Origin of the sequence: Nostoc sp. (assembly GCF_036917465.1) — a bacterium.
Classification (GTDB): domain Bacteria; phylum Cyanobacteriota; class Cyanobacteriia; order Cyanobacteriales; family Nostocaceae; genus Nostoc.
In genome coordinates, this window is the sequence record NZ_JBALDL010000012.1 from 51,869 (window position 1) to 75,074 (window position 23,206).

19 protein-coding genes and 1 CRISPR repeat array (1 of these 20 only partly in view) are annotated in these 23,206 nt (G+C 42.2%); of the genes, 8 read left to right on the forward strand and 11 right to left on the reverse strand.

Translation table 11 applies throughout. The features are described 5' to 3' along the window. The first annotated feature begins 55 nt into the window (after positions 1-55). Positions 56-1,732: a citramalate synthase gene (gene cimA / locus V7K38_RS02535; protein WP_334855178.1), complete on the forward strand. Its 1,677-nt coding sequence runs from the start codon at positions 56-58 to the stop codon at positions 1,730-1,732. 111 nt (positions 1,733-1,843) lie between these two features. Here the strand turns inward: cimA and V7K38_RS02540 are convergent, their stop codons facing one another. Beyond that, positions 1,844-2,215, reverse strand: coding sequence for a hypothetical protein (locus tag V7K38_RS02540; protein ID WP_334855180.1), 372 nt, complete (start codon positions 2,213-2,215; stop codon positions 1,844-1,846). Then, a complete protein-coding gene (locus V7K38_RS02545; protein WP_334855182.1) occupies positions 2,209-3,618 on the reverse strand; it encodes a S8 family serine peptidase in 1,410 nt (469 codons plus the stop codon). The genes V7K38_RS02540 and V7K38_RS02545 overlap by 7 nt, the downstream gene beginning before the upstream one ends. A 920-nt stretch (positions 3,619-4,538) precedes the next feature. Between V7K38_RS02545 and V7K38_RS02550 the strand changes: the two genes are divergently transcribed. Next, the gene (locus V7K38_RS02550; RefSeq protein WP_334855184.1) at positions 4,539-4,676 is read left to right on the forward strand and encodes a hypothetical protein; all 138 of its coding nucleotides are present in this window, start codon (positions 4,539-4,541) and stop codon (positions 4,674-4,676) included. A gap of 33 nt (positions 4,677-4,709) precedes the next feature. On the opposite strand, the gene V7K38_RS02555 is transcribed toward V7K38_RS02550, so the two are convergent. Continuing rightward, positions 4,710-4,943: a hypothetical protein gene (locus tag V7K38_RS02555; RefSeq protein ID WP_322642454.1), complete on the reverse strand. Its 234-nt coding sequence runs from the start codon at positions 4,941-4,943 to the stop codon at positions 4,710-4,712. Positions 4,944-5,102: 159 nt separating this feature from the next. Between V7K38_RS02555 and V7K38_RS02560 the strand changes: the two genes are divergently transcribed. Then, positions 5,103-7,214 (forward strand): NAD(P)/FAD-dependent oxidoreductase, encoded by a 2,112-nt coding sequence (locus V7K38_RS02560; RefSeq protein WP_334855187.1) that lies wholly within the window; start codon positions 5,103-5,105, stop codon positions 7,212-7,214. Positions 7,215-7,251: 37 nt separating this feature from the next. Here the strand turns inward: V7K38_RS02560 and V7K38_RS02565 are convergent, their stop codons facing one another. Further along, positions 7,252-8,781, reverse strand: a complete 1,530-nt coding sequence (locus tag V7K38_RS02565) for a hypothetical protein (RefSeq protein ID WP_334855188.1) — start codon at positions 8,779-8,781, stop codon at positions 7,252-7,254. A 1,055-nt stretch (positions 8,782-9,836) separates the two neighbouring features. On the opposite strand from V7K38_RS02565, the gene V7K38_RS02570 reads away from it, so the two are divergent. The 4 genes from V7K38_RS02570 (at position 9,837) to V7K38_RS02585 (ending at position 14,703) form a co-directional block, all read left to right on the forward strand. Beyond that, the gene (locus tag V7K38_RS02570) at positions 9,837-11,291 is read left to right on the forward strand and encodes an aminotransferase class V-fold PLP-dependent enzyme (RefSeq protein WP_334855189.1); all 1,455 of its coding nucleotides are present in this window, start codon (positions 9,837-9,839) and stop codon (positions 11,289-11,291) included. A gap of 108 nt (positions 11,292-11,399) precedes the next feature. Beyond that, positions 11,400-12,686, forward strand: a complete 1,287-nt coding sequence (locus tag V7K38_RS02575) for a sulfite oxidase (RefSeq protein WP_334855190.1) — start codon at positions 11,400-11,402, stop codon at positions 12,684-12,686. A 91-nt stretch (positions 12,687-12,777) separates the two neighbouring features. Further along, the gene (locus V7K38_RS02580) at positions 12,778-13,569 is read left to right on the forward strand and encodes a sulfite exporter TauE/SafE family protein (protein WP_334855207.1); all 792 of its coding nucleotides are present in this window, start codon (positions 12,778-12,780) and stop codon (positions 13,567-13,569) included. Positions 13,570-13,710: 141 nt separating this feature from the next. Continuing rightward, complete coding sequence (locus tag V7K38_RS02585) at positions 13,711-14,703, forward strand: RNA ligase (ATP) (protein ID WP_334855191.1); 993 nt, start codon at positions 13,711-13,713, stop codon at positions 14,701-14,703. A 178-nt stretch (positions 14,704-14,881) separates the two neighbouring features. Here the strand turns inward: V7K38_RS02585 and V7K38_RS02590 are convergent, their stop codons facing one another. The 7 genes from V7K38_RS02590 to V7K38_RS02620 form a co-directional block, all read right to left on the reverse strand. Beyond that, a complete protein-coding gene (locus V7K38_RS02590; RefSeq protein ID WP_334855192.1) occupies positions 14,882-16,381 on the reverse strand; it encodes a hypothetical protein in 1,500 nt (499 codons plus the stop codon). A 45-nt stretch (positions 16,382-16,426) separates the two neighbouring features. Beyond that, on the reverse strand, positions 16,427-17,188 hold the full coding sequence (locus tag V7K38_RS02595) for a TIGR03943 family putative permease subunit (RefSeq protein WP_334855193.1): 762 nt from the start codon (positions 17,186-17,188) through the stop codon (positions 16,427-16,429). Positions 17,189-17,291: 103 nt separating this feature from the next. Then, complete coding sequence (locus V7K38_RS02600) at positions 17,292-18,293, reverse strand: permease (RefSeq protein WP_334855209.1); 1,002 nt, start codon at positions 18,291-18,293, stop codon at positions 17,292-17,294. Further along, a complete protein-coding gene (locus V7K38_RS02605; RefSeq protein ID WP_334855210.1) occupies positions 18,238-18,444 on the reverse strand; it encodes a hypothetical protein in 207 nt (68 codons plus the stop codon). The genes V7K38_RS02600 and V7K38_RS02605 overlap by 56 nt, the downstream gene beginning before the upstream one ends. 598 nt (positions 18,445-19,042) lie before the next feature. Beyond that, positions 19,043-20,110 (reverse strand): WD40 repeat domain-containing protein, encoded by a 1,068-nt coding sequence (locus V7K38_RS02610; protein WP_334855195.1) that lies wholly within the window; start codon positions 20,108-20,110, stop codon positions 19,043-19,045. A gap of 108 nt (positions 20,111-20,218) precedes the next feature. Continuing rightward, on the reverse strand, positions 20,219-20,512 hold the full coding sequence (locus V7K38_RS02615) for a hypothetical protein (protein WP_334855197.1): 294 nt from the start codon (positions 20,510-20,512) through the stop codon (positions 20,219-20,221). 327 nt (positions 20,513-20,839) lie between these two features. After that, the gene (locus V7K38_RS02620; RefSeq protein WP_094344343.1) at positions 20,840-21,010 is read right to left on the reverse strand and encodes a hypothetical protein; all 171 of its coding nucleotides are present in this window, start codon (positions 21,008-21,010) and stop codon (positions 20,840-20,842) included. 414 nt (positions 21,011-21,424) lie between these two features. On the opposite strand from V7K38_RS02620, the gene ald reads away from it, so the two are divergent. Beyond that, the gene (gene ald, locus V7K38_RS02625; RefSeq protein WP_334855199.1) at positions 21,425-22,516 is read left to right on the forward strand and encodes an alanine dehydrogenase; all 1,092 of its coding nucleotides are present in this window, start codon (positions 21,425-21,427) and stop codon (positions 22,514-22,516) included. 302 nt (positions 22,517-22,818) lie between these two features. Beyond that, a CRISPR array of direct repeats spans positions 22,819-23,206; the repeat unit is 37 nt; unit sequence ATTGCAATTCATCAAAATCCCTATTAGGGATTGAAAC (it continues 1,241 nt past the right edge of the window).

The window sequence follows — 23,206 nt, forward strand, 5'->3', positions numbered from 1 at the left end:
TTTATGTTGTATATTGACACATTGCCTCGAAAGTTGTCTCGTCGGTCCCAGTTTTATGACCACAAATTCCTCACCTCAACTTTGGCTTTATGACACTACATTACGGGATGGCACTCAGCGCGAGGGGCTATCAGTATCGATAGAAGATAAGTTACGCATTGCTAAGAGACTCGATCAACTGGGAGTTCCCTTCATTGAAGGCGGTTGGCCTGGTGCTAATCCTAAGGATGTACAATTTTTCTGGCAACTTCAAGAAAATCCGCTAAAACAAGCTGAAATTGTGGCTTTTTGTTCGACTCGCCGGCCTAACTCCACTGCCGCAACCGAACCGATGCTACAGGATATTTTGGCTGCGGGAACTCGCTGGGTAACGATTTTTGGTAAGTCTTGGGATTTACACGTTACGACTAGCCTCAAGACGACATTAGAAGAAAATTTGGCGATGATTCGTGACACCATTGAGTACCTCCGTTCTCAAGGGCGGCGCATTATCTACGATGCCGAGCATTGGTTTGATGGTTACAAGCACAATCCAGATTATGCTTTACAGACATTAGAGGCTGCGATCGCAGCTGGTGCTGAATGGCTAGTCCTCTGTGATACTAATGGCGGCACTTTACCTCATGAAATTAGCCAAATTGTGCAAGATGTAGTGAAAGTGACTGGGGACTGGGGACTAGGGACTAGGAAAGAATCTTCCCAATCCTCAATCCCTAATCCCCAATCCCCAATTCCCCAAATTGGAATTCATACTCATAACGATTCAGAAATGGCGGTTGCTAACGCAATAGCTGCCGTGATGGCTGGGGCAAAGATGGTGCAAGGTACAATTAATGGTTACGGTGAACGTTGCGGTAATGCTAACCTCTGTTCGTTAATTCCCAATTTACAACTGAAGCTGGGTTACAGTTGTATCACAGAAGACCAGCTAACACAACTTACAGAAGCTAGTCGTTTTGTTAGTGAAGTGGTCAACCTCGCGCCAGATGAACACGCTCCCTTTGTGGGACTTTCAGCTTTTGCTCACAAGGGCGGTATTCATGTATCAGCTGTAGAACGTAATCCCCTGACTTACGAACATATTCAGCCGGAACAAGTCGGAAATCATCGTCGCATCGTGATTTCTGAACAGTCTGGACTGAGCAATGTTTTAGCTAAAGCCCGCAGTTTTGGGATTAACCTCGACGAGCTAAAGGCAGAAGCAAAGCAAATTCTCCAACGTCTCAAAGATTTGGAAAGTGAAGGATTTCAATTTGAAGCAGCAGAGGCCAGTTTTGCGCTACTGATGCACGAAGCTTTGGGAGATCGTCAGAAGTTTTTTGAAGTCAAAGGTTTTCAAGTCCACTGTGACTTGGTTGAGGGGAAAGAAACTAGTAACGCCCTCGCTACAGTCAAAATCGCTGTTGACAGCAAAAATATTCTGGAGGCGGCGGAAGGTAATGGCCCTGTTGCTGCATTGGATGCAGCTTTACGCAAGGCTTTGGTGAATTTTTATCCCCAAATAGCAAACTTTGATTTGACAGATTACAAAGTGCGGATTCTTAACGGACATACGGGTACTGCGGCGAAAACCCGTGTCTTGGTAGAATCAGGCAATGGTCGTCAACGCTGGACGACTGTAGGGGTTTCTACCAATATTTTGGAGGCTTCCTATCAAGCGGTGGTGGAGGGCTTAGAATATGGTTTGTTATTGCACTCCCAGGCAGAAGCGGTAGTGAAAGCTTCTAGTTGACATTTTAGAAACATTTCTTATCTATTAAAGCCCGCAATAGATATCAGATAATTTGATAGTTTTGGCAATAAACTACAACTGTAGTATTAGCAACACAAGACTTTTGCTAGCTTAACTATCTGTCTTGCTCACGGCGAAGCCAATCTGTTCATAGCCCGTACTACTTCTAAGGTTAGATATCTTTGCTGTGTAGCCACTTAGACAACTAGTAGCAATAAATTCAACAATCTCATAGTTATTGTCATAACTCGCAGAACTGCCAACCAATGTGCTACCACAGAAAACTCCAAGATCCAGGTCTGTGGTAGGCTCAGTCATCGAGTTTCCAAGAGGCATTTTGTGATCCCAGGCAATGGCTACCCGAACTTTTTGACCGCTTGTAGCGGTGAAAGTTTTATAAATAGGGAAGTTTGAGGCGGCACCATCATTAATGATATGGTCTGACTGCCCGTTTGCTGCCACTGTGTCTGCTGCTGCTAACATGATGCCTCCAGATCTCCGTCTCTATCGCTCAATCGGCTATCTCCTTCAATATTGTGGCGGGCTGAGGCCATCATAATAGCTCGGACTTCGGCAGGTCTATTGAATAGCTCAGTCTTTCTCGCCCTTAGTAAACCTGCACCAGCAGTAACGTGGGGAGCCGCATAACTGTTTCCGTTCGTAGTTACGAAACCACCGCCGTTAGTAGGCATCGTGATCTGGTGTCCAGGCGCTACAACGTCCGGTTCTTCCCGATCTCCATTAGGAGAATCGGGATTGAGGTAAGAACTTGCAGTTACAACCCCAGTACAGGCAGCGATGTCATCAGCAAAAGTTGTCGTATTGTTATCACCAAATGAGCCGACAGCTATAACATTGAAAGCAATTTCAGGACTTCCCATCTTATTGGCACAGACGTTGGTAGCAGCTATAACGATAGTCGCACCTGTGTTGTAAATGATTTCATCCATGTATCGAGAAAGGCTATCGAAGCTGCCATTCGTCTCAAATCCATAGCTGATGTTGGTAGCACTAGCACTGTTAATAACACATTCAATAGCTGCCATAGATTCTGCATCCGAATCATTTGCCATTATGCCATCAACAATTGTGATGTCAGGGGCTATTCCCCGTACTGATGCAGCAGTACTTTGGATTACTCCAGCAACCTGAGTTTTATGAGCATCGTTGAATGTTGAGGCAGTTGGACGACATAGAGTACGCTGCAATGCTGGTAAATTGGGGTGGGTTCCAATTCTGCCAGTCTCAACCACTGCCACTGTTTCTGCTACTCCAGTCAGACCTCTAGTGTTTACCGTGTTTGCTTGGACGACGACTCGCGATACATTTTGCCTTGGAATTCTCCGTCGCTCAAGATAGATTCGCTCTACATCAGAACGAGCAGCTATTGTTTGGATTAACAAAGGGGTGACTTCCGCCACCACCATTGGTGTATAAAGAGATTGATAAATGACCCGCTGGTTACTTTCCTTAAGTTGCTTTACAAGAGGTTGCTGAATTGCCTCATAGTGAGATTTAAGAGTACTGAAGTAATTTTGATACTCAGTGCGGTTCGATCCTCGATAGGGCTTAACTGTTTTCCCTTTTAGATAAAAAACGACCCTTATAGGGCTATTGCTTCCTTGACCAATGCGATTAGCTAATTCGGCTTCCAATTTGCCAACGAAGCCCTTATTGTTGATTGCCTGAACAGCCTGATCTAACACTTCCTGACTAATTTGATTGCCAGCAGCATCAAGGGATATACCATAGATATTACCTTGGGTATCTATTAGCTTAAACCGCGTGATTTCAGTATTAGCTAGAGTAGCTTTGTTAGCTACACTGAGGCGGTCAGCCGAGATTCCTGTAGTCTTAGAAACCTCTAACTTAGCTTTTTCAGCCAAATTGTTTAATGTCTGGTTTCCTGAGAGCGGAAGGCTAAAGGCTACTGTAGGCACGAATGAGATAACAGCAGATAAGCAAACGGTTAGACCTAAAAATTTCTGCATCTTGATAACAAACTATTTTTACTAGTATGTTTTAGCAATTTTTTTACTTTATTGTAACCAGTAAAAGCGCTGTAATAATTGTTCAAGTAGAGAACTTATTGTTTTGAACGCAAAGTATCAGCACAGCCTGATGGTAAGCTAATCAGCATTTAAGTTGCATAAAAGCAGGGCTGAAGCCCTTACTAGAAGCGAATCATTCTAGAAAAATGAATGACGATTAGCTTAGTTCATCTAAGCGGCAACGCAGATCCACAATTACTTTTTGTATTATTTTTGTATTCAGCACAATCTGCCTTATGGTAAAATACAAAAATCTCAAACCTGATAGCTTAACGTTGGCCATTAATGTTACATCTAGCTATTAATGTTACATCTAGAGAAAATGAGCGGTGAAATGTCAAAATCATCGCCTAACCCCCCAGAACCCTAATTTTTTGTTAACAGTGAGATGGTGGTTTAATAATGCACCGTTTCAGCTTTTATGATGATTTGGGATAGCGATCGCTCACCATTGCTAAAAAGTTCTAATTTGAATTTGAGTCGGAACTAAATAGCGATTTTTATTTGCTGTTTAACCCTTTTTACTCACTAAACTAGAATCAAACTGGATGAAGTTCCAACTCTTCAATAAAATTCGGTACTTTATTCATTACTTTGCCCCTGGTGACACTTTCCGTAACACCGATCAAAGAGCATGAAAATTGATCTAAAAAAAAGACCCCTGCTTTGTATCAGAAGTCTTTCGCTTTCAGAACGTTGTAAAATTCATTAGCAATGTAAAACCCTGATATGGTTAATTTAGTGGCTTCTGTGCCATGAATACCAAAACAGCAACCCAATTCACCAATCCCATACTGACAATTATTGTTACTCTTATACCTAAAGTGCGTAGGCGCAGCCCGCCGCAGGCATCGCCAATATTTCAATATTTAGGTGCAGACCTAGAAATCTAATGCTTCCACAAAAACTTCATCTAAAGCAAGGGTTTAAGAAAACTTTTCCCAGGATTGGGCAACTAATTGACTCAACCAGCGACGTTGTTCCCGATCCAGCAGTGGATCATCTGCTAGCAACTGAGCGGTTAATTCTTCCAAAGATTGACCCTGAGCGCGGACAACTTTAATTACGCCAGCGATCGCAGCAGCAACAAGTTCTTCATCAATCGGCTGTTGTCGTAGAGCAAAAATTTCCTGGGGGCTGTCTGGAATGGGATAATTCATGGCGTGGGTTACAAAAATACAAAATGAACAATAAATTTGACAAACTCTTAAAATTTCTTCACTGAATCTTTATGAAACTAATAGGGCGGAGTATACCTTGCTCTGTGCCTTGAGAAAATATGTCTTAGTGAGTAGATTTAAGGGAGATGTCAGGAAAAGATGAAAGAGATCCTTTATTTAGAAGTTCCAACTCCAGATATAGAAACTGTGCGTAGCTGGCTACAAACAGATTTTGAACCTGGAAATGGAGAAAAAGTGCTTACTTCGGAAGGCTTTCGCCTCAAAATACCCAGTGCTACTACAGCTGCTGGGGCGGCTGTTTCCGAAAACTTGCCTGTGGAACTTTCGGTATTTGTCTGGTCGGTGCAACGAACTACTTATCTGAAAGTGTTTCGTTGGGCAGAACAACCCTTTCCCAGTGAAGGACAAATTCTGCAACGCCTAACCAAAGAAATCAGAAGCCGTTTTCCGCATCATTACCCAGAACCACCAGCGATTGATTTATCCCAGCAATCGATTTTTGCCGCCCTAGCCTCTGCTTACCCCCTCACCGTCAAGTATTTTCAGAAAATGCCTAACGGTGAATACGATCTAACACGCGCCTACTGGTGGGAGCAACGATGGCGCGAAGGAGTACAAAATCCGCAGCAGCCGCGTCAGGTTGTGTTTTCGCAGGAGAGTAAAGGGGAAATAACCAATGCCCCATGCCCAATTCCCCAGTACGACATCATTTATATCGGTGGCGCACTAGGCGCGATTCATGCAGCATTGATGGCAAAACTAGGATATAAAGTCCTGCTGGTGGAACGAATGCCCTTTGGCCGGATGAACCGAGAATGGAATATTTCGCGCGATGAGATTCAAAGCTTGGTTAACCTGGGTTTAGTCACCCCCGCAGAGTTAGAAACCATCATTGCCAGAGAATACAAAGATGGATTCAATAAGTTTTTTGATGCGAATAATCCACCCAAATTGCGATCGCCCGTCCTACATACACCAACAGTCCTAAACTTAGGCTTAGATTCCGAAAAATGGCTCCAAATGTGTGGGCAAAAGCTGCAAGCGGCAGGCGGCGAAATCTGGGATGAAACAGAGTTTATCCGTGCAGATATTGATATATCACAAGTTCTATTACAAGTCAAGCACTTACCTAGTCAGGTTGAAAAACAAGTAAGTGGACGGCTGCTAATAGATGCAATGGGAACTGCCTCACCCATCGCTTGGCAATTAAATGGTGGTCGTGCCTTTGATAGTGTATGCCCGACAGTGGGAGCAGCAATTGAGAGCGGATTTGAGCCACAAGTGTGGGATTCACAGTATGGGGACGTTCTTTATAGTCATGGAGATATTTCGCGGGGAAGGCAGTTAATTTGGGAACTGTTTCCTGGCGCAGGTGATGAATTGACAATTTATTTATTTCATTACCACGAAGTCAATGGTGAAAATCCCGGTTCCTTGCTAGAGATGTACGAGGACTTCTTCACGATTTTGCCAGAGTATCGCAGGTGCGATATGGACAAATTAGTGTGGAAGAAGCCGACATTTGGGTATATACCAGGACATTTTAGTGTGGGAAGTAGCGATCGCACAGTTGCCTTCAATCGATTGATTGCAATCGGTGATGCTGCATCACTCCAGTCTCCCCTCGTCTTCACCGGTTTTGGTTCCCTAGTTCGCAACTTAGAGCGCTTAACAAGCCTGTTAGATACTGCTCTCAAACATGACTTGTTGAGTTTCCGCCACTTGAACCGGATTCGCGCCTACCAAAGCAACGTTTCCGTGACTTGGCTATTTTCTAAAGGGATGATGGTACCGACTGGGAAATTCTTACCACCCCAGCGCATTAACTCCATGCTCAACACCTTCTTTGGACTGTTAGCAGACGAACCCCAAGAAGTAGCAGATAACTTCATCAAAGATAGGTGTGATTGGTTAACCTTTAACCGCCTAGCACTGAAAGCCGCCAGCAAAAATCCTGCCTTACTTTTATGGATTTTGGAACTTGCTGGGCCTAGAGATTTAATGCGATGGCTTGGTAGTTATTTCAACTTTGGTCGTCATGCCCTCGTTAGCGCTTTGCTAAGTCCTTGGTTCGGGCGCTTCTTAAATCGGGTAGGTCATTGGCTAGAACCCCGAAATCCGGGCTTGTGGCTGTGGCTGCTGGCGATTAATTATGCGATCGCCACAGGCAAACCGCGATCGCGCTCTCAAGTAGTAAAAGCCAACCCAGAAGCCATAATTCCGAAATCAGAAGCAAGGATTCTCAATTAGGTATGGGGCATGGGGCATTAATCACTTGACTCAGCACTCACTGACCTTTGGGGCGGAAATTCGGTAGTTCCACAGATGCCAATGACTTACGCCCCTTGGGTGGACGCTGGGGATAAACCACAGGTGAAGGTGAATTGGCATCATCAGTGTTATCACTTAATGACTCTGGGGACAAATCATTCTCTGACAATTGGGAAACTTCTGACCAGTAGTCTTCAGCTTCTCCAACAGGCGGCTCAGTGTGGAAGGAGGTAGAAGAAATTAGTAAGTTATTACCTGGTGAAGGTACAGAATCTGTCGTCCAAGATTTGGAGGTAGTTGCAGGGGGATTGCTTTCTGCCTCCAAATGCGTCTCCCGTGGATTTTCTATTTCCTCATCATCTTCTAGGATTGTTGCTAAAGTCTCCCAGATAGGGGCATCATTACCATCCACATCTGTTTTTGCAGCAGGCGACGGTGATGCAGATTCCGGCTGGGAGGTGAAAAACATTTGGATTAAACTATCTAACTGCTGATCTAAATTGGATGACCCCGAAGTTGAAACAGCTTCCGGTGTAGCTGGAGAATCGTCAATTTTTGGAGATGGGGCAGGTTCTGCTGATTTTGGGGTATTTTGCTTAACTGACCAGTTCCAAGAAGATGGCGGCGTAGTCGGTTGATTTCTTTGGAATGGGATTGGTGCTGAAGGTTCGCCCCAAGTATCATCTCCATTCTCAGTCAAGGATTCTGATTCTGCTGACCAAGGTTGAATTGGTTGGGCATTAGGAAACAAAGACCGAGCTTTTCTAGAAAATCTTCCTTGTCCGCCAGTTATGTCTTTGGGATGTTTTGCAGTATCTTCTAAAGAATCATAGCTAGGAACCGATGTATCTAAACATTTTTCTAGAGCCGCTTTAAATTGCAGCGTCTGGCGTTGTTGTCGCATCAGTCTAGTACGTAACTCCCGGCAAACAGTTTCTGACTGCAATAACTGCTCAGACTTTTCGTTGTTATTGGTGTGTAACAACGTACATTCTCGCTCTAGCTGGGCAAGGCGTTGCTGGCTAATTTGTAACTGTGCTTTATAACTATCAGTGAAAATTTCCTGGCGTTGAACAGTTTGTACAGCAGTCTCTAATTGTTGAAATAAGGATTTTATCTGTTCTTGAGCCGCAGCCAGTTCTTGAGTATGTTGGTTGAGCATCGACTCAGTAACGCTAGAGCGCGTTTTCTGCCACTGCAAAACCTTTTCAGACTCAGCTAGGTTGTCTTTTAGCTGCTCTACTTGTTCATACAAGTTATTGTTAGCCGCCCGCAATTCTTCATTCAATGCCAGCAGGTTCTGAAACTCTGAGTCAATTAGTGCTTGCTTGCCGATTTCCGGCTCTGCAACCCAGTCCTGCTGGGTGGTATCTTTTGAAAATTGTCTACCTTCAGCTGGCATGAGGAGTGGCAGTTGTTTAACTGTCATATTGTCATTAGGCACAACTGAGTAAAAGGGACAACTCGCCTGCTCTGATTGTGGCGAATTAGCAGAATTTAGGGATTCCATCACAGCCCCCTTATTTGATGTGTCAGCTTCATTCATCACTCTTGACCCACCTGCCTAAAAATATCAGCAGTGCTGGCATTAGCATTGCTTATCAACTTTGTCTAATCAGGGTTTGCTCTAAAAGCTAAGTTTAACTCTCTCCAAGCACCAGCAATTAATCATCAATTGGTGTTCCCCATTTTGTAAAGGACTTACGCAAAAAATAGCCCAAACCTTGATTTTCTGTAGGGGCAATTCATGAATTGCCTCTACTGCGTGTAGTTTTGCGTAAGTCCTATTGTCTTTAGACTGATGCCGTTATAACACTATGATGCTCTTTTCCGTCAAGAAGAGGCAGGTAGCAGCGGAGATTAATACAGTAATGGCTCTGTCCCACAGAAGTTTTTTTAATATAAAAAAGCGGCTCGCTCATATACTTTATTTTCTCTAATCGCATCTGTCTTAAGATATTTATTTAAAATATGTTCTTAAATACATTTTATTACTTACTTAGGATGGATCTCAGTACAAGTATCTACTATTCAACGATCGTTTTGTTATATTGAGCGATCGCTATTTAATGTCGGCAAACAACTAAGGGCTGATGCTAGAACCGCAATGTTATGAAGTCATGACTTATACGAATAAATACGTATAAAAAACTATTTAAGAGGTAACAACTAGCCTAAGTTAATTATAAAACTTTTTTAAAGAATAATCTCAAATTAATATGGGCTTTTTTCTTAGTAAATACATTTCTAGCAAGCAATTTCAGGCTTAGTGAGTGAGAGGTTTTTTCTATCAACTTGCCTTCAATACATCAAGTTTGTTTAATGACTACAAGAAAATTGTTTAAAGTATACTTAATCACTTACGAGTATTAGCTACATTGTAATATAATTAACATTAAAATTATTTTATTCGAGTGTTAGCACGGATACACTTTTTAATTCATTTATTAAAGAATAATTGGAGTAACCGAGTTTTCTACTAGCCAGAAAGTAATTATAAAGACCATAATTACTACCAATCAATGTGAGATTAAGTTAGAGAAAGCGGTGTGGTAGTTAGGCTTTTCCAGAAATTCCAAGTTTAAAATAGGGGTGCTAAAGATGACCGACATACTTGCAATGGGTGTAAATACAAAGCAAGAAGCTGTCCAATTGCCGCTAGTTGCAGAAAATTTTGACAGTTTTTGGGACAAAGAAATTAGACCGTTATTCACAGATGAGTCTCTATCTTTTCAGGTGAAAACCCTTAAGGGAAACGATGTTGAGTACGTCAACTTGGATAATGGAGCTACCACCACTCCCTTTGTAACCCTTAAGCAGTATGTGGATGAGATGCTTGACACATACGGCAGCGTGCATCGAGGTTCTGGGCAAAAGTCCATCATCACTACACAAGCTTATGATGCTAGCCGGAACGTTATTCGGGACTTTGTGGGGTCATCTTTAAACAACTATGTAATCTTTGCGAAGAATACAACAGAAGCAATTAATGGAGCCGCCACACTTTGGGCAAAAAAACCTGGAAAAATCTTAGTTTCTGATATTGAGCATTCATCAAACCTACTCCCTTGGGTTACTAGAGACGAAGTTGTACAGTACAGAACCCAGGCGGATGGAAGTGTAAGTGTCGCAGAAATTGAAGATATCTTCAAGGCACACCAAAATCTTCCTGAAGCGGAGCAAATTAAGTTGGTAACAATTACAGGTGCTTCAACAATTACAGGTTACAGACCTCCGATTTACGAAATTGCAGCTTTAGCACATCGGTATGGCGCTAAAATTTTTGCCGATGTGTGTCAGTTAATTCAGCACGAACGAGTAGATATGCGTGCAGATGATGACCCATGTCATTTAGATTTTGTGGCTTTCTCTGGACACAAGATGTATGCACCTTATGGAACCGGGGTTTTGTTGGGGCCAAAAGAATTTTTTGATAGTTCTTACCCTTATCAAATTGGTGGTGGTAACCTGCCTTATATTACTAGAAACCTAGAGATCAAGCGTTTTTATACAGAACGGGCCCATGACCCTGGGACACCAAACGCAATGGGGGCGATCGCAATTGCCAAGGCGATTGAAATTATCGAAGCAATAGGGCGCGATCGCATTGCTCAGTATGAACACTCTCTAGTTGAATTCACATATACACGGCTTAGGCTAATTCCTGGAGTGCAATTACATATCCCAGGAGATAATTTAGCCCATGTTATTCCCTTTGATATTGATGGGTTTGATGGACGCTTAGTAGCAGAAATTTTGGCACAAGAATACGGCATTGGGGTTAGGGCTGGGGCTTTCTGCACTTATGAATACATTCGCAAACTCAAGAATATTTCCGATGAGCGAGACTACGAAATTGCTCAAGAAGTAGACAGGGGAATTACGCGCAATATTCCTAGTATTATCCGCGCCAGTTTTGCAGTATATAATACATTAAAAGACTGCGATCGCTTTATTGATGCGATCGCACAAATAGCTAAAAACGGATTTGACCACTATTTGCCCAACTACACACAAGATGAAATCACTGGTGTGTGGACAGCGATAAATAGCTAATTTTTGGGGCATTGGGCATGGGGGAGATAAAAATTACCTCTTTCCGCTCTGCTCCCTGCTCCTTTGCGTCTGTTAATTACGAACTACGAATTACAAGGGGGTAATAGCTTGAGCGATGAAAACCTTTTTGATCAGGAGGATTATCTACACGCACGGGTTGATGAGTGCATCTGGCAAAAAAGCACAGATGCAGGTATTTCGCGCCAGCGCTTTCTGAAAATACTAGCCACGATGCTTGGTGCAACAACCATTGGAGGGTTAGCTCAACCTGCGCCTGCTCACAGTCAGGCAGTTGTTAAAACCAAGGGCAATAAAATACTTAAACCATTGCCACCAGGGTATATCTCTCATAGCAAAGGCACATTAGAGATGAACTGGGAAGCAATGTATGGGCGTGGTTATTTAGTGCCAAATGATTGGTTTTATGTTCACAACCGCAGTACACCTCCGCCCTTTGACCCATCTACGTGGCGTTTGCAAATTCATGGAACTGGCGTTTCTACGCCTTGCGAGTTCACTTACGATGAAATCATCGCTATGCCCTCCATCTCAGTCACCTGCGCCATAGAGTGTGCTGCTAATGGTCGGCGGTTCTTTGAAGAAGCTTACAATATACCACTGCCTGGAACCCGGTGGAGGCTTGGGGCTATTGGTGTGGCTGAGTGGACTGGTGTACCACTGAGCATATTATTAGAGCGGGCTGGATTGAAATCCACAGCAAAAGACGTACTCGTTGAGGGTGCAGATTTTGATTCGCTGGACTCAAAGGGAACGAATAAATCCAAGTTTAACAATGTAGTTCCGATCGCCAAAGCACTTGCAGATAACTCGCTCGTTGTCTATGCAATGAACGGAGAACCATTACCTCCAGATCATGGCCAGCCATGCCGTGCGCTATTCCCTGGTTGGGGAGGAAACGCCAATGTTAAGTGGATTGAGCGAATTGAAGTTTCTGAAACACCGATATATACCCAGTGGGTAACGGAGCAGATGGTACTGGTTGGTGCAGATTACCCAGCGATCGCACCATATAAAGGTAAGCTGATTACCTATCAAAATGTTAAGAGCGCTTTTGAGTTGGCTTGGCCCGCTACACTTTCAGCTAAAACCCATTTACTACGTGGACGTTCTTGGTCTGGGAAAGGAAAAATTGTCCGTGTAGAAGTCAGTCTAGATGGTGGGAAAACTTGGCAATTTGCCCGACTGAGAGAACCAAACTTTCCATTTGCATGGACACGCTGGGACATCGAATGGAACCCAACTCCTGGAGAATATTTTCTCCAAGCTATTGCTACTGACAATTTAGGTAACACACAACCTATTACAGTTCCGTGGAATGATTCTGGCTTGCTCTACGGAGGCGTTGTTAGCCATCCAGTAACAGTACAGGGATAAGGGAGTGGTGGCAGACAAGCAGAATAATCCCAATTCCCAATTCCCAATTCCCAATGCCCAATTCCCAATTCTCAATTCTCAATTCTCATTTATGATTGATTTTAGTTGGTTAATTTTAGTAGCTGGGGGTCTAATATCTGGAGTTATAGCTGGACTTTTAGGAATAGGTGGCGGTATTATCACAATTCCTCTTTTAGTCACACTTGGTTATACTCCCGTTCAGGCGATCGCTACTAGTAGCCTTGCTATTCTGATTACTTCAATTTCTGGAAGTTTGCAGAATTGGTGGATGGGGTACTTTGACTGGAAACGAGTAATTTACTTAGGAATTCCCGCCTTCTTAACTACTGGAATAGGTGTATATTTCGCCAATAAAATTCCATCCTATATAATACTCTTTACGTTTGGCATCATACTACTCGCTAATATCTATTTGATTGAACTTCGTAAGCAACTAGCGCTCAAGCAAAAAGAGAATATAGAACCAGTATTTAACCCATTAGTTTCTAAAATTGGCACTGGCGGAGCAGCAGGAATTTTAGCAGGTTTATTTGGCTTAGGTGGCGGTACAATTATGGTGCCACTGCAAATGTTACTACTAAAAGAAGAAATTAAAGTCGCAATTCAGACTAGTTTAGGTGTGATTGTCATTACTGCTTTAGCTGCCTGCACAGGACACGCATTAGAGGGAAATATTCTCTTTACTCAAGGTCTAGTTTTGGGATTTGGTGGTCTTTTAGGCGTTCAGATGAGTACTCGCACATTGCCAAAACTGCCAGATTCGACTGTAAATTTAGTGCTTCGCATCTTCTTAGGAACACTATCAATTTATCTTTTTTGGGAAGCTTGGGTAAATTATCAACAAATAGTTACTAATTCGTAATCTCACGCCACTAAAAGAGAGCCAAAGTCTAAATTTTCAAAGATTTCAGCCTTAATTTGACACGTATGCTAGCTGTACGCCCATACTGTGTACTAAATTTATAGCTTTTCTAAAATCTATTTTTTTCAAAAGAGGTGAGCTATGAGTATTTTTAAAGTTGAAGTTGTCAAAATCAACAGCATTAATCCTCATCCTAATGCTGATAGACTAGATATTGCCTCTATTGAAGATATGGGGTATCAAGTAATTATAGTCAAAGGGAACTTTCAACCTGGTAATTTAGCTTTTTATTTTCCGATTGATAGTGTTATTCCAGAAAACTTTTTAGAACAGTTTGGTATTCGTAACTACTACTCGAAAAAACTGCGTGCTGCTAAACTTCGCGGAATTTTTTCTGAGGGTTTGCTTATTCCCGTTGGTAATAACTTTATGGGAAATATCGGAGACGACTACACGGAGTATTTTGGTGTAACAAAGTACGAATATCCAATTCCTCAAGGGATGAGCGGGGAAGTAGAAAGTTTTATTGGACATTACAAATTCCCCAGTCCAGAAAACCTTAAACGTTACAAAAACATCCTAATTGAAGGTGAAGAAGTTGTTGTAACAGAGAAGTTGCACGGAACTAACTTCTCTGTTTTAGTTGATGCTGATGGCACAACTAAAATTGGCAGCCATAATTACTTCTGGAAAAACAGCGAAGTAAACAAAAAATTAGTTTATATTCGTGCTTACAACGAAAACGAAGCTTTCCAGAAACTTCCGCCAGGAACTCAGATTTTTGGCGAAATCTACGGCGTACAAGATATAAAATATGGCTTGAATAATGGCAACATTGGAATTGCTATATTTGCTGTGCGTCGCGGCAGTTATTTTCTCAATTACAGCGATTTTGTGGCTTTTTGTGATGAATTTGCTTTGCCGAGAGTGCCTGTGCTTTATATCGGTGCTTACACTTGGGAAGCAGTATCTCAGTTTAATAATGCCAATAGTGTAGTCAGTCCTAATTGCATCATGGAAGGCGTTATTGTGCAACCACTCATTGAGAAAACGCATCCAGAAATAGGTAGAGTAGTCTTGAAGTTGATTAGCGATCGCTATCTACTCCGTAAGGATGGAACTGAACTCCATTAGGTTCAACTCGAGTTTTGGTGGCGAGAACCTTAAGAGACTTCCAAATAAAAAAATCATCAATACCTTTGGGAAGCAGGGGGAAAGAAATTTGATAGTCGTATTGAATACAGGAATTGAGTAATTTAATTTTTGGATGTCTCTAACTGAATCTTCCGAAATCGAATTACGAATTATTCGATCAAGGTAGCCAACGAGGATGAAATCCGGCTAAGGGGAGTTGTTCTGGTCTAATTTCAACAGTTGCAGCATCAGCAATGGGTAACAAAGGCATTAACCACAGGCTGCTGGTAGCAATGACATCGCCATCATCAGTTTTCAAAGTATTTGTGGGTAATGATGCTGGGGAGCTTGTCTGCGGCACTACTTGGTCAAATAACAAGCCTAAACCGTCAGCAGATAAACTCATTTGCACATTTCGTTGAGCGGGAGGCAGTACTAGCAGTGGTTTCTGTTGCCCGGTTTTCAGATCAATTGCCACCACATAAGGCTGTTCTATGTATTGTTCTTTAGATACTAGCTGTGTCAGCAAGCAGTAGAGGGTGGGTGAAGCAATATCAAACTGGCAACTGAGAATTGAGCCTGTTGTTTTTAATAGTTGTTTCTGTACACCTTGGTTTGTCACCAAAAACAAATCTCGCGTGTAATCTGTATTAAACTTTACCATCGCTGCTTGAGAGCCATCTTTAGAGAAAGCCTGTACCAAACCAAACTGCGGCAGAAAATCTAGGGGTTTACTGGCATCACCTTGCAGTGGTAATATTGCTGCTCCCTGTCCTTGGGCAACTGCTACAGCTTTACTATCTGGGGTGATCATAAAGTCTCCCCCTGGTTGGCTTTTGAGACGTTTAGGAGTGGGTTTTTCTGCTGAACCGTCGCTGGTTGCTGGCATAAACCATAGTCCAAAGTCGCCGGGATTATTTTTGTTTCCGCGCTGAATGACAATAGTTTGCCCATCAGGTGATAAGTCAAATTTCAGGTTTTGATAATCTTTACTATCTAAAACTAGGTCAACTTTACCTCCTGGTTTTGCTTCTTGTCTAGAGTTACTAGAAACACCGGTTGTCACCGTGTATATTTGGGCTGAAAGTAAGTCTTGGTTATTGCTGGCGCGAGCCGAAAATAAAATTTTCTCCCCATCAGGAAATGACTCGAAGTCCATTGCTATCAAGTCTTTGGGAGTAAGTATCCTTTTTTGCTCTTGGGTTAAGTTGTATAAAACTAATCGTCCCTGTTCTTCTTTATCGGTTCCTATGTAAAGAATGACGCGATCGCGTGTGCGGAAACTCCCTATAAAGGGCTGAATCAACCGATTTTTACCTTCTTGCTGTGCAAACTTATCTTTGGCTCCCTGTAACTGCAATTTATAATTCGTGCCATAAGGTGCGGGTGTTAGCAGCGTATAAACCATTCGCCGCCCCGCCCAGCTAAATTTACCTGCTAGGGGTGGCTCGATTTTCAAATTATCCTCTACGCTTTTTGTTTCCATTGGGCGACTAAAGGTGAGGGTGAAAGAGTTATCTTCCGCCCCAATCTGTTGATTTTGCCAGGTAAAATCCCGCACACGAGCAGTTACGACATCACCTTGTAATATAATTAACCCAATCAGCACAGTTAGCAGTAGCATCAGTGCGATCGCTATCCGATCTAGTGGTTGGATAAATGCTTTAAATTTTGTCATTTGTCATTTGTTATTTGTCATTTGTCATTTGTCATTTGTTGATGACTAATAACTATATGGATTTTGGGGTTGAGGAATCTTTTTGAGAGAAGTAGCGGCTATTGTCAGTTGGCGTTTACCTGCCAAATTTTCTGTTACCATTTGTCCTTCTACTTCTAGCCAGATGTCGGGGGAATAAGGCTCTTGATTGTTGGGGAGTTTGACGGGTAATCCTACTGGGTAAGCATCTGCTGCACAGCAAGTTAAGACGAATCGGGCTAAGAACAAATATTCTTTTCCTATATCTGGCGGATGGATGACAAATCCCTGAACTTTGACTTTTTGCCCTGTATATGTATCTGGTTCTGGATAGACATTAACAGTGCGTACCCAGTCTACAAGCGATCGCTCCTCTGGACGAACAGTAGCCCGAAAAGCTTGGGGTTTGACACGTGTAGTTCCCAATAAATCAGCCGTTACACCCCTTTGGAGTGCTTTGTCACTAGCAAAAACTTGTGGTGTAAAAATGAAACCTAAAATCGCTGCAATCAACAATAAAGCACTGCCCCAACCAGGGGGAAATAAACTAATGTGCTGGGCGTTTGCCATCACATCACGACGACGGTGCTGCCAAAGTTCCTGCATCTTGAAGAAACCAATAACAATCAAGCTGATACCAGTCACAACCACGAACCAAATGTAATTTGGGTGAATCAACAGGTTCAACTTGTTAGTTAGCCAATATCTCACCATCAAAATGCCCCAAGATGCAATTGCTAGGGCATCCAACCAAGGAAGTAATAGATTTGGGATTTTAGATTTAGTCATTGGTCATTGGTCATTAGTCATTGGTCATTGGTTATTGGTCATTGGTCATTCTTTACTGGGGATTAGCAAAAAACAAAAGACAAATGACTAATAATAAAAAAATTTAAAAAACATGCAAGTTGAGGAAAAGAGTGAACACAAATGTTAATTGTGCTGCTAAAGCAAATAAGTAAAAGACAGTTTTTGGCTTAAAAATAGATAACATCAAACCAACGCTTTTGATATCAATCATTGGCCCAAATACCAGAAATGCTAACAACGAACCACTGCTAAAGGTTGAGGCAAAAGATAGGGCAAAGAAAGAATCGACTGTAGAACAAATTGACACCACTACTGCTAATATCAGCATGACCACAATCGAGCTAATAGGGCCAGCACCCAGAGTCAGTATCGTTTCACGGGGAGCTAGAACTTGAATTGCAGCTGCGATCGCACTTCCTAAAATCATCACTCCGCCCAATTCCCGGAATTCTTGGACGCTATTATCTACCACTAAGCGGAGTTTATCTGCAAGGGGTTTATTAGTATAAGAAATTGGGGTAGTCGCTTGTACAAAATTAGCATCTATCCGCAGAGGTACACCTGCTTTTCCTCCTAAGATATAAGTCCCGGATTGCAAAATATTTGGTATTGCTTCTTGCTCTTGTAATTGGTAACGTTTGCCACGGCGCTTGGTTTCAGGCTGCGCGGGTGGATTAAACTTCATATACCGAGCGATCGCAGGTTGAATTATCGGATTTAAGTCCTTTTGAAAACTGAAAACAAAACCAACAATTGTGGCAATTGCTAGGGAAAATACGACTCGTAAGACCACTATTTCTGGCTGATCTCGAAATGCTGTCCAAGTTGACCAAATTACAATCGGGTTAATTGTTGGTGCTGCTAGCAAAAAACCAATGGCGACTGGTGTGGGTACTCCCTGAATCAGGAACCGCCGCGCTACCGGTACATTCCCGCACTCACACACCGGAAATAAAAAGCCAATCATGCTGCCAACTAAAGCACCCAGCAGAGGATTTTTGGGCATTTTTTCTACTAATTTGCGCTCATCAACAAAAAATAGCAGCAAACTGGAGAATAAAACCCCAAGAAGCAAAAAAGGCATCGCCTCGACTAGCAGACTTAGAAATATCGTAAAACCATTGTTCAGTTGATTCATGTGCGTCGCAGTCAAAAGCGGTTTTTAGTTTTAGGGTTCTGCCTAGCCATTCTATCGAAATGGGGATCAAAAGCAGTTCGGGAAAATTAAACATCATTTAAGTAGCAAGTTGTCTTACGTTTCAAATAGCGTTTAAGCGCTACAACCCTTTGGCTTCAGACAAGATCGTAATTTTTACCTGAGTGCATTTACTGACGATGACCAGTTCTAAGATTGCCTAAGTTCAAAAATTGTTCCGATTTTATAGGGCAAGTAGCTGCATAGATGATTTAAAGTTACCTATGTTTATACTTACAGTAATTTTCTGGATAAGATATTAGCTTGGCTGTATTTTCATCAAGTATTTACAGTCATTCAACAATCGGGGATCGCTCTTGGTTGCTACTATCATTGATTTTGGGTAGTTCTGGCACAATCTAGTCTGAGCTTTAGTTGATTTTTGACGATAAAAACTCTAAAAAGGCAAGACAAAAGTTTAGCAAACACGGTTAATGCTTGCAATACCTTGTCCTAAAGAAGATGCTACACGAACGCTAATTTCCGAAAAGCCTTACATATTTATGCAAAGCTTTAACCCATCTACATGGACTGAAATCCTTACAGACTAAGGAGGTAGCTTTTTCTGGTATCAGGGATTTCCAAAGTCATTCAGAACCACAACTTATTTTAAGAAGTCAGGGTTTTGCTGTTCACTGTTAATTACGTTTTTGTGGAGTTCCCCAAATCTTGATTTGTCGATCGAATCCACCACTGGCAAGAATTTTACCATTTGGACTAAAAGCGATCGCACTTACCCAGTCTGTATGTCCACTCAGTGTATTTATTAACTCACCTGTAGTTAAATTCCACAACTTAATCCCATCTCTACCGGCACTAGCAAGGGTTTGTCCATCGGGATTAATGGCGATCGCATTTACCCAGTTATTATGTCCTGTAAGGGTACGGACTAATTCTCCAGTATTAATATTCCACAGTTTGACTGTGCGATCACGGCTAGCACTAATTAATGTTTCTCCATCTGGTGTAAAGATGACAGCGCTAACAACATTAGAATGAGCTACAAATTCACTGATTAATTTACCACTAGTCAAGCTCCACAGCTTGATTACACCCTTACTATCACCACTAGCCAAGGTCTGCCCGTTAGGGCTAATGGCCAGAGTATAAATCAAATTATCGAAGCTTACCAGAGTCCCTAGAGGGCGCTGCTGTAGTAAATCCCATAGACGAATCCCATCCAAAGCTCCACTGATGAGAACTTTACTATCAGGAGACACAGCTAAAGATAATACATTGCTGGTATGTCCGACAAAAGAGCGGCTAAATTTAAAGTTTTTCAGGCTCCAGAGGTTAATCGTGTTGTCATCACTACAACTAGCGAGGGTTTGCCCATCTGGTGAAATCACTAAAGACTCTACGGCTGCTTTGTGTGCTTTGTTAATACTCCCTAACTTTTTGCCATTTGCTGGATTCCACAGACGAATAATACCCTCGTTTTCCGCACCTCCACTCGCAAGAACTCTGCTATCTGGAGTGAAAGCGAGGGATTTAACTGTTCCGTTATGTCCTCTGAGTGTGTAAAGTAGTTGGGCATTAGCAAAACTATTAGTAGTTTGGGAGGTTGGTGTTACTTCAACAGCAGCATGAGCTTGATGAACGTAGAACCCTCCGCAGGTAATCACTGGAAGGGCGATAGCTGCCATAAATGCCAGGATAATATTCGTCCGTAAAAAATTACCCCCACCTCTTCCCTGACTACTCACACTTTTTCCTCACTTTTTATATACAAACAAATCCTATAGAGTTATGAATTGATAACTCCTAACTCTTGTACAGACGCGATTAATCGCGTCTCTCATAACTCAACACTCTTAAAGAGGTGGTTTTTTCTTAGAAACGCTTAACATTGGTAAAGGCGCACTAGAAGAACGAGAGGGCAAATAATGTTGTACTACAGGCTCCTCTGGTAGAGGACGGCGCTGTTGGAAACGCCACAACTTAAAGCCTAGCGCTATGCCTGTTGTTCCCAAACCAAAAGCGAACAACGACCAGCTATCATTCAATCCACCAATCAGGGCATCCATAGCGCCCATCGTCACCAATATACTGATTAGTGGCTCTTTTCGGTAGGTTGACTTCAAAAAACGAGGTAATACAGCATTCATCACAGCTTGGTTGGTTCCAGTTCAGCTTTTGTATATATTTACCAAGAATACCTCACCCGTAATTTACCTTTCTTATCCAAGGCAGACACTAAATTATAGTTTTTGTTAGTTGGGTAGAAAGTATACTCATTAATCGCCTTGCCTATATTAGTTGCAAGTCTATGATATTTCCATCACTAATAGGTATTTCGATTCCTCTCTTGCTTACATTCTAAAACAAAGTAGTTCGCGATCAATTGTTAAAGTCAAAACCAACTGGTTGTTCCAGCTGGTTGAAACTCTTTTAACTACTAGCTTATAACTTCCACCTTGTGCTGGTTGGTGGCACTACTTCAGACCCAGCCATGATAGCACCCCTTGATTGGTGACATATTCAATCACCAGCAGCAAACCGAAGCCAATCATAGCTGCTCGACCATTTAGGCGTTCAGCATATTCGTTAAAGCCAAACTTTGGCTCCTCTAGTTTAGGTGTAATTGTTGGTTGTGTTTGTGTCATTTTTAAGAAACCTTTTTTCGGCAAACGGGAGTTGATATGAGACTTTACAAGAGTTGTCAGGTATAAGCGGCAAAGGTTAAAGGAATTAACTGGTTGTTTTCCCCTTAACCTTTACTCACTTGTCAATTTATGAGCTGATTGCAGTGCTTGAATGCCAAGATGACTCGATTAATTCAGCAAAAGCTTCCTAGTATGGAGCTATACAATTACCTTTTTAATAATTTGTTACTATTCTTTATATATTGTATAAATACTGGGGTAATAGTCAAGGGCTTGAGTTTGGGGCTACTCAGATTAAATTAAGAAACTTAGAACACAGATTAACTATCTCTAATACAGCTATCTGTAATAAGTCGGTAGCAAGCTTGAGATTCGCAGGCTAAAGTTAAACAAAAAAATTATCAGAGGCGATATATGGAAATCGGGGTTCCGAAGGAAAATAAGGATCAAGAATTTCGTGTAGGGTTAAGTCCTTCTAGCGTGCGGGTGCTAAAAGAAAATGGTCATAGCATCTTCGTCGAGACACAAGCAGGTAATGGTGCTGGATTCTCAGATGATGACTACAGAAGTGCTGGAGCGGAGATTGCCCCTACATCAGAGACGGCTTGGAATCGGGAATTGGTTGTGAAAGTCAAAGAGCCGTTGACATCTGAGTATAAATTTTTGCAGAAAGGGCAGATATTATTTACTTACTTACATTTAGCTGCCGATCGCAAATTGACAGAGCATTTAATTGATTGTGGCACAACTGCGATCGCCTACGAAACTGTAGAACAACCTGGTGCTAACAAACTCCCTTTGCTCACCCCCATGAGCGTAATTGCCGGTCGGCTAGCAGTACAATTTGGGGCGAGATTTCTAGAACGTCAGCAAGGTGGTAGAGGATTACTTTTAGGCGGTGTCCCTGGAGTCCAAGCAGGCAAAGTAGTAATTTTAGGTGGCGGCGTTGTCGGCACAGAAGCAGCTAAAATTGCGGTGGGCGTGGGTGCGATCGTGCAGATTTTAGATGTAAGTGTCGAGCGCTTATCTTACCTAGAAACCCTCTTTGGCTCTAGAGTTGAATTACTTTACAGCAACTCTGCTCATATTGAAGCCGCAGTCAAAGAAGCCGATTTGCTCATCGGTGCAGTTTTAGTGTTAGGACGTAGAGCGCCAATACTAGTATCGCGCGAATTGGTCAAACAAATGCGTCCTGGTTCGGTAATAGTTGATGTAGCGGTTGACCAAGGCGGTTGTATCGAAACCTTACACGCCACATCTCATACAAATCCGGTATACGTTGAAGAGGGTGTAGTGCATTATGGCGTTCCCAATATGCCAGGAGCAGTACCTTGGACAGCAACTCAGGCACTCAATAACAGTACATTACCTTATATCGTCCAGTTGGCGAATTTGGGAATTATGGCTTTGGAAGTTAACCCAGCCTTAGCGAAGGGTGTGAATGTGCAGAATCATCGCTTAGTTCATCCGGCTGTACAAGAGGTATTCCCTGATTTGGTAAGTTAAGGTGTGGAAGTATTAGGCGATCGCTTATTTTAATAAAGATAGCGATTAGTAAATCAGACTAATTTTCTTGCCTTATGCGCGGATGGGTAGGTGTACAAAATGAGAAGGGGCAAAAAATGGCTGCTGCTCTATCTATACAAAGCTTTCAGGGCAAGAGTACTTTTAAACCATCCGCGCACCTTATGGGGACTGGCTTTCAGCGATTTGCATCTTTTGCTATGACTATTTGCTGTGTTATGATTTTCCTATTCGCGCAACTGCACCTTGAAAACCAAATACAACAGGGCTTTCAGACCCCAGCCATTGCAATTCATCAAAATCCCTATTAGGGATTGAAACACAAAATAATGCAACAACAGCGATCGCACTTGGTAAATTGCAATTCATCAAAATCCCTATTAGGGATTGAAACTAACCGAAACGCAATTTTTGCGCCCTATAATTTATTGCAATTCATCAAAATCCCTATTAGGGATTGAAACTTGAACCACAACTACAAGCTTTAGAAATAGAATTTGATTGCAATTCATCAAAATCCCTATTAGGGATTGAAACAGATAGTGAAATATCTTGTCCAGATTCCAGGAAAATTGCAATTCATCAAAATCCCTATTAGGGATTGAAACTTCACAAAGGAGTGTATATCAGTGCTTGATGCCAATTGCAATTCATCAAAATCCCTATTAGGGA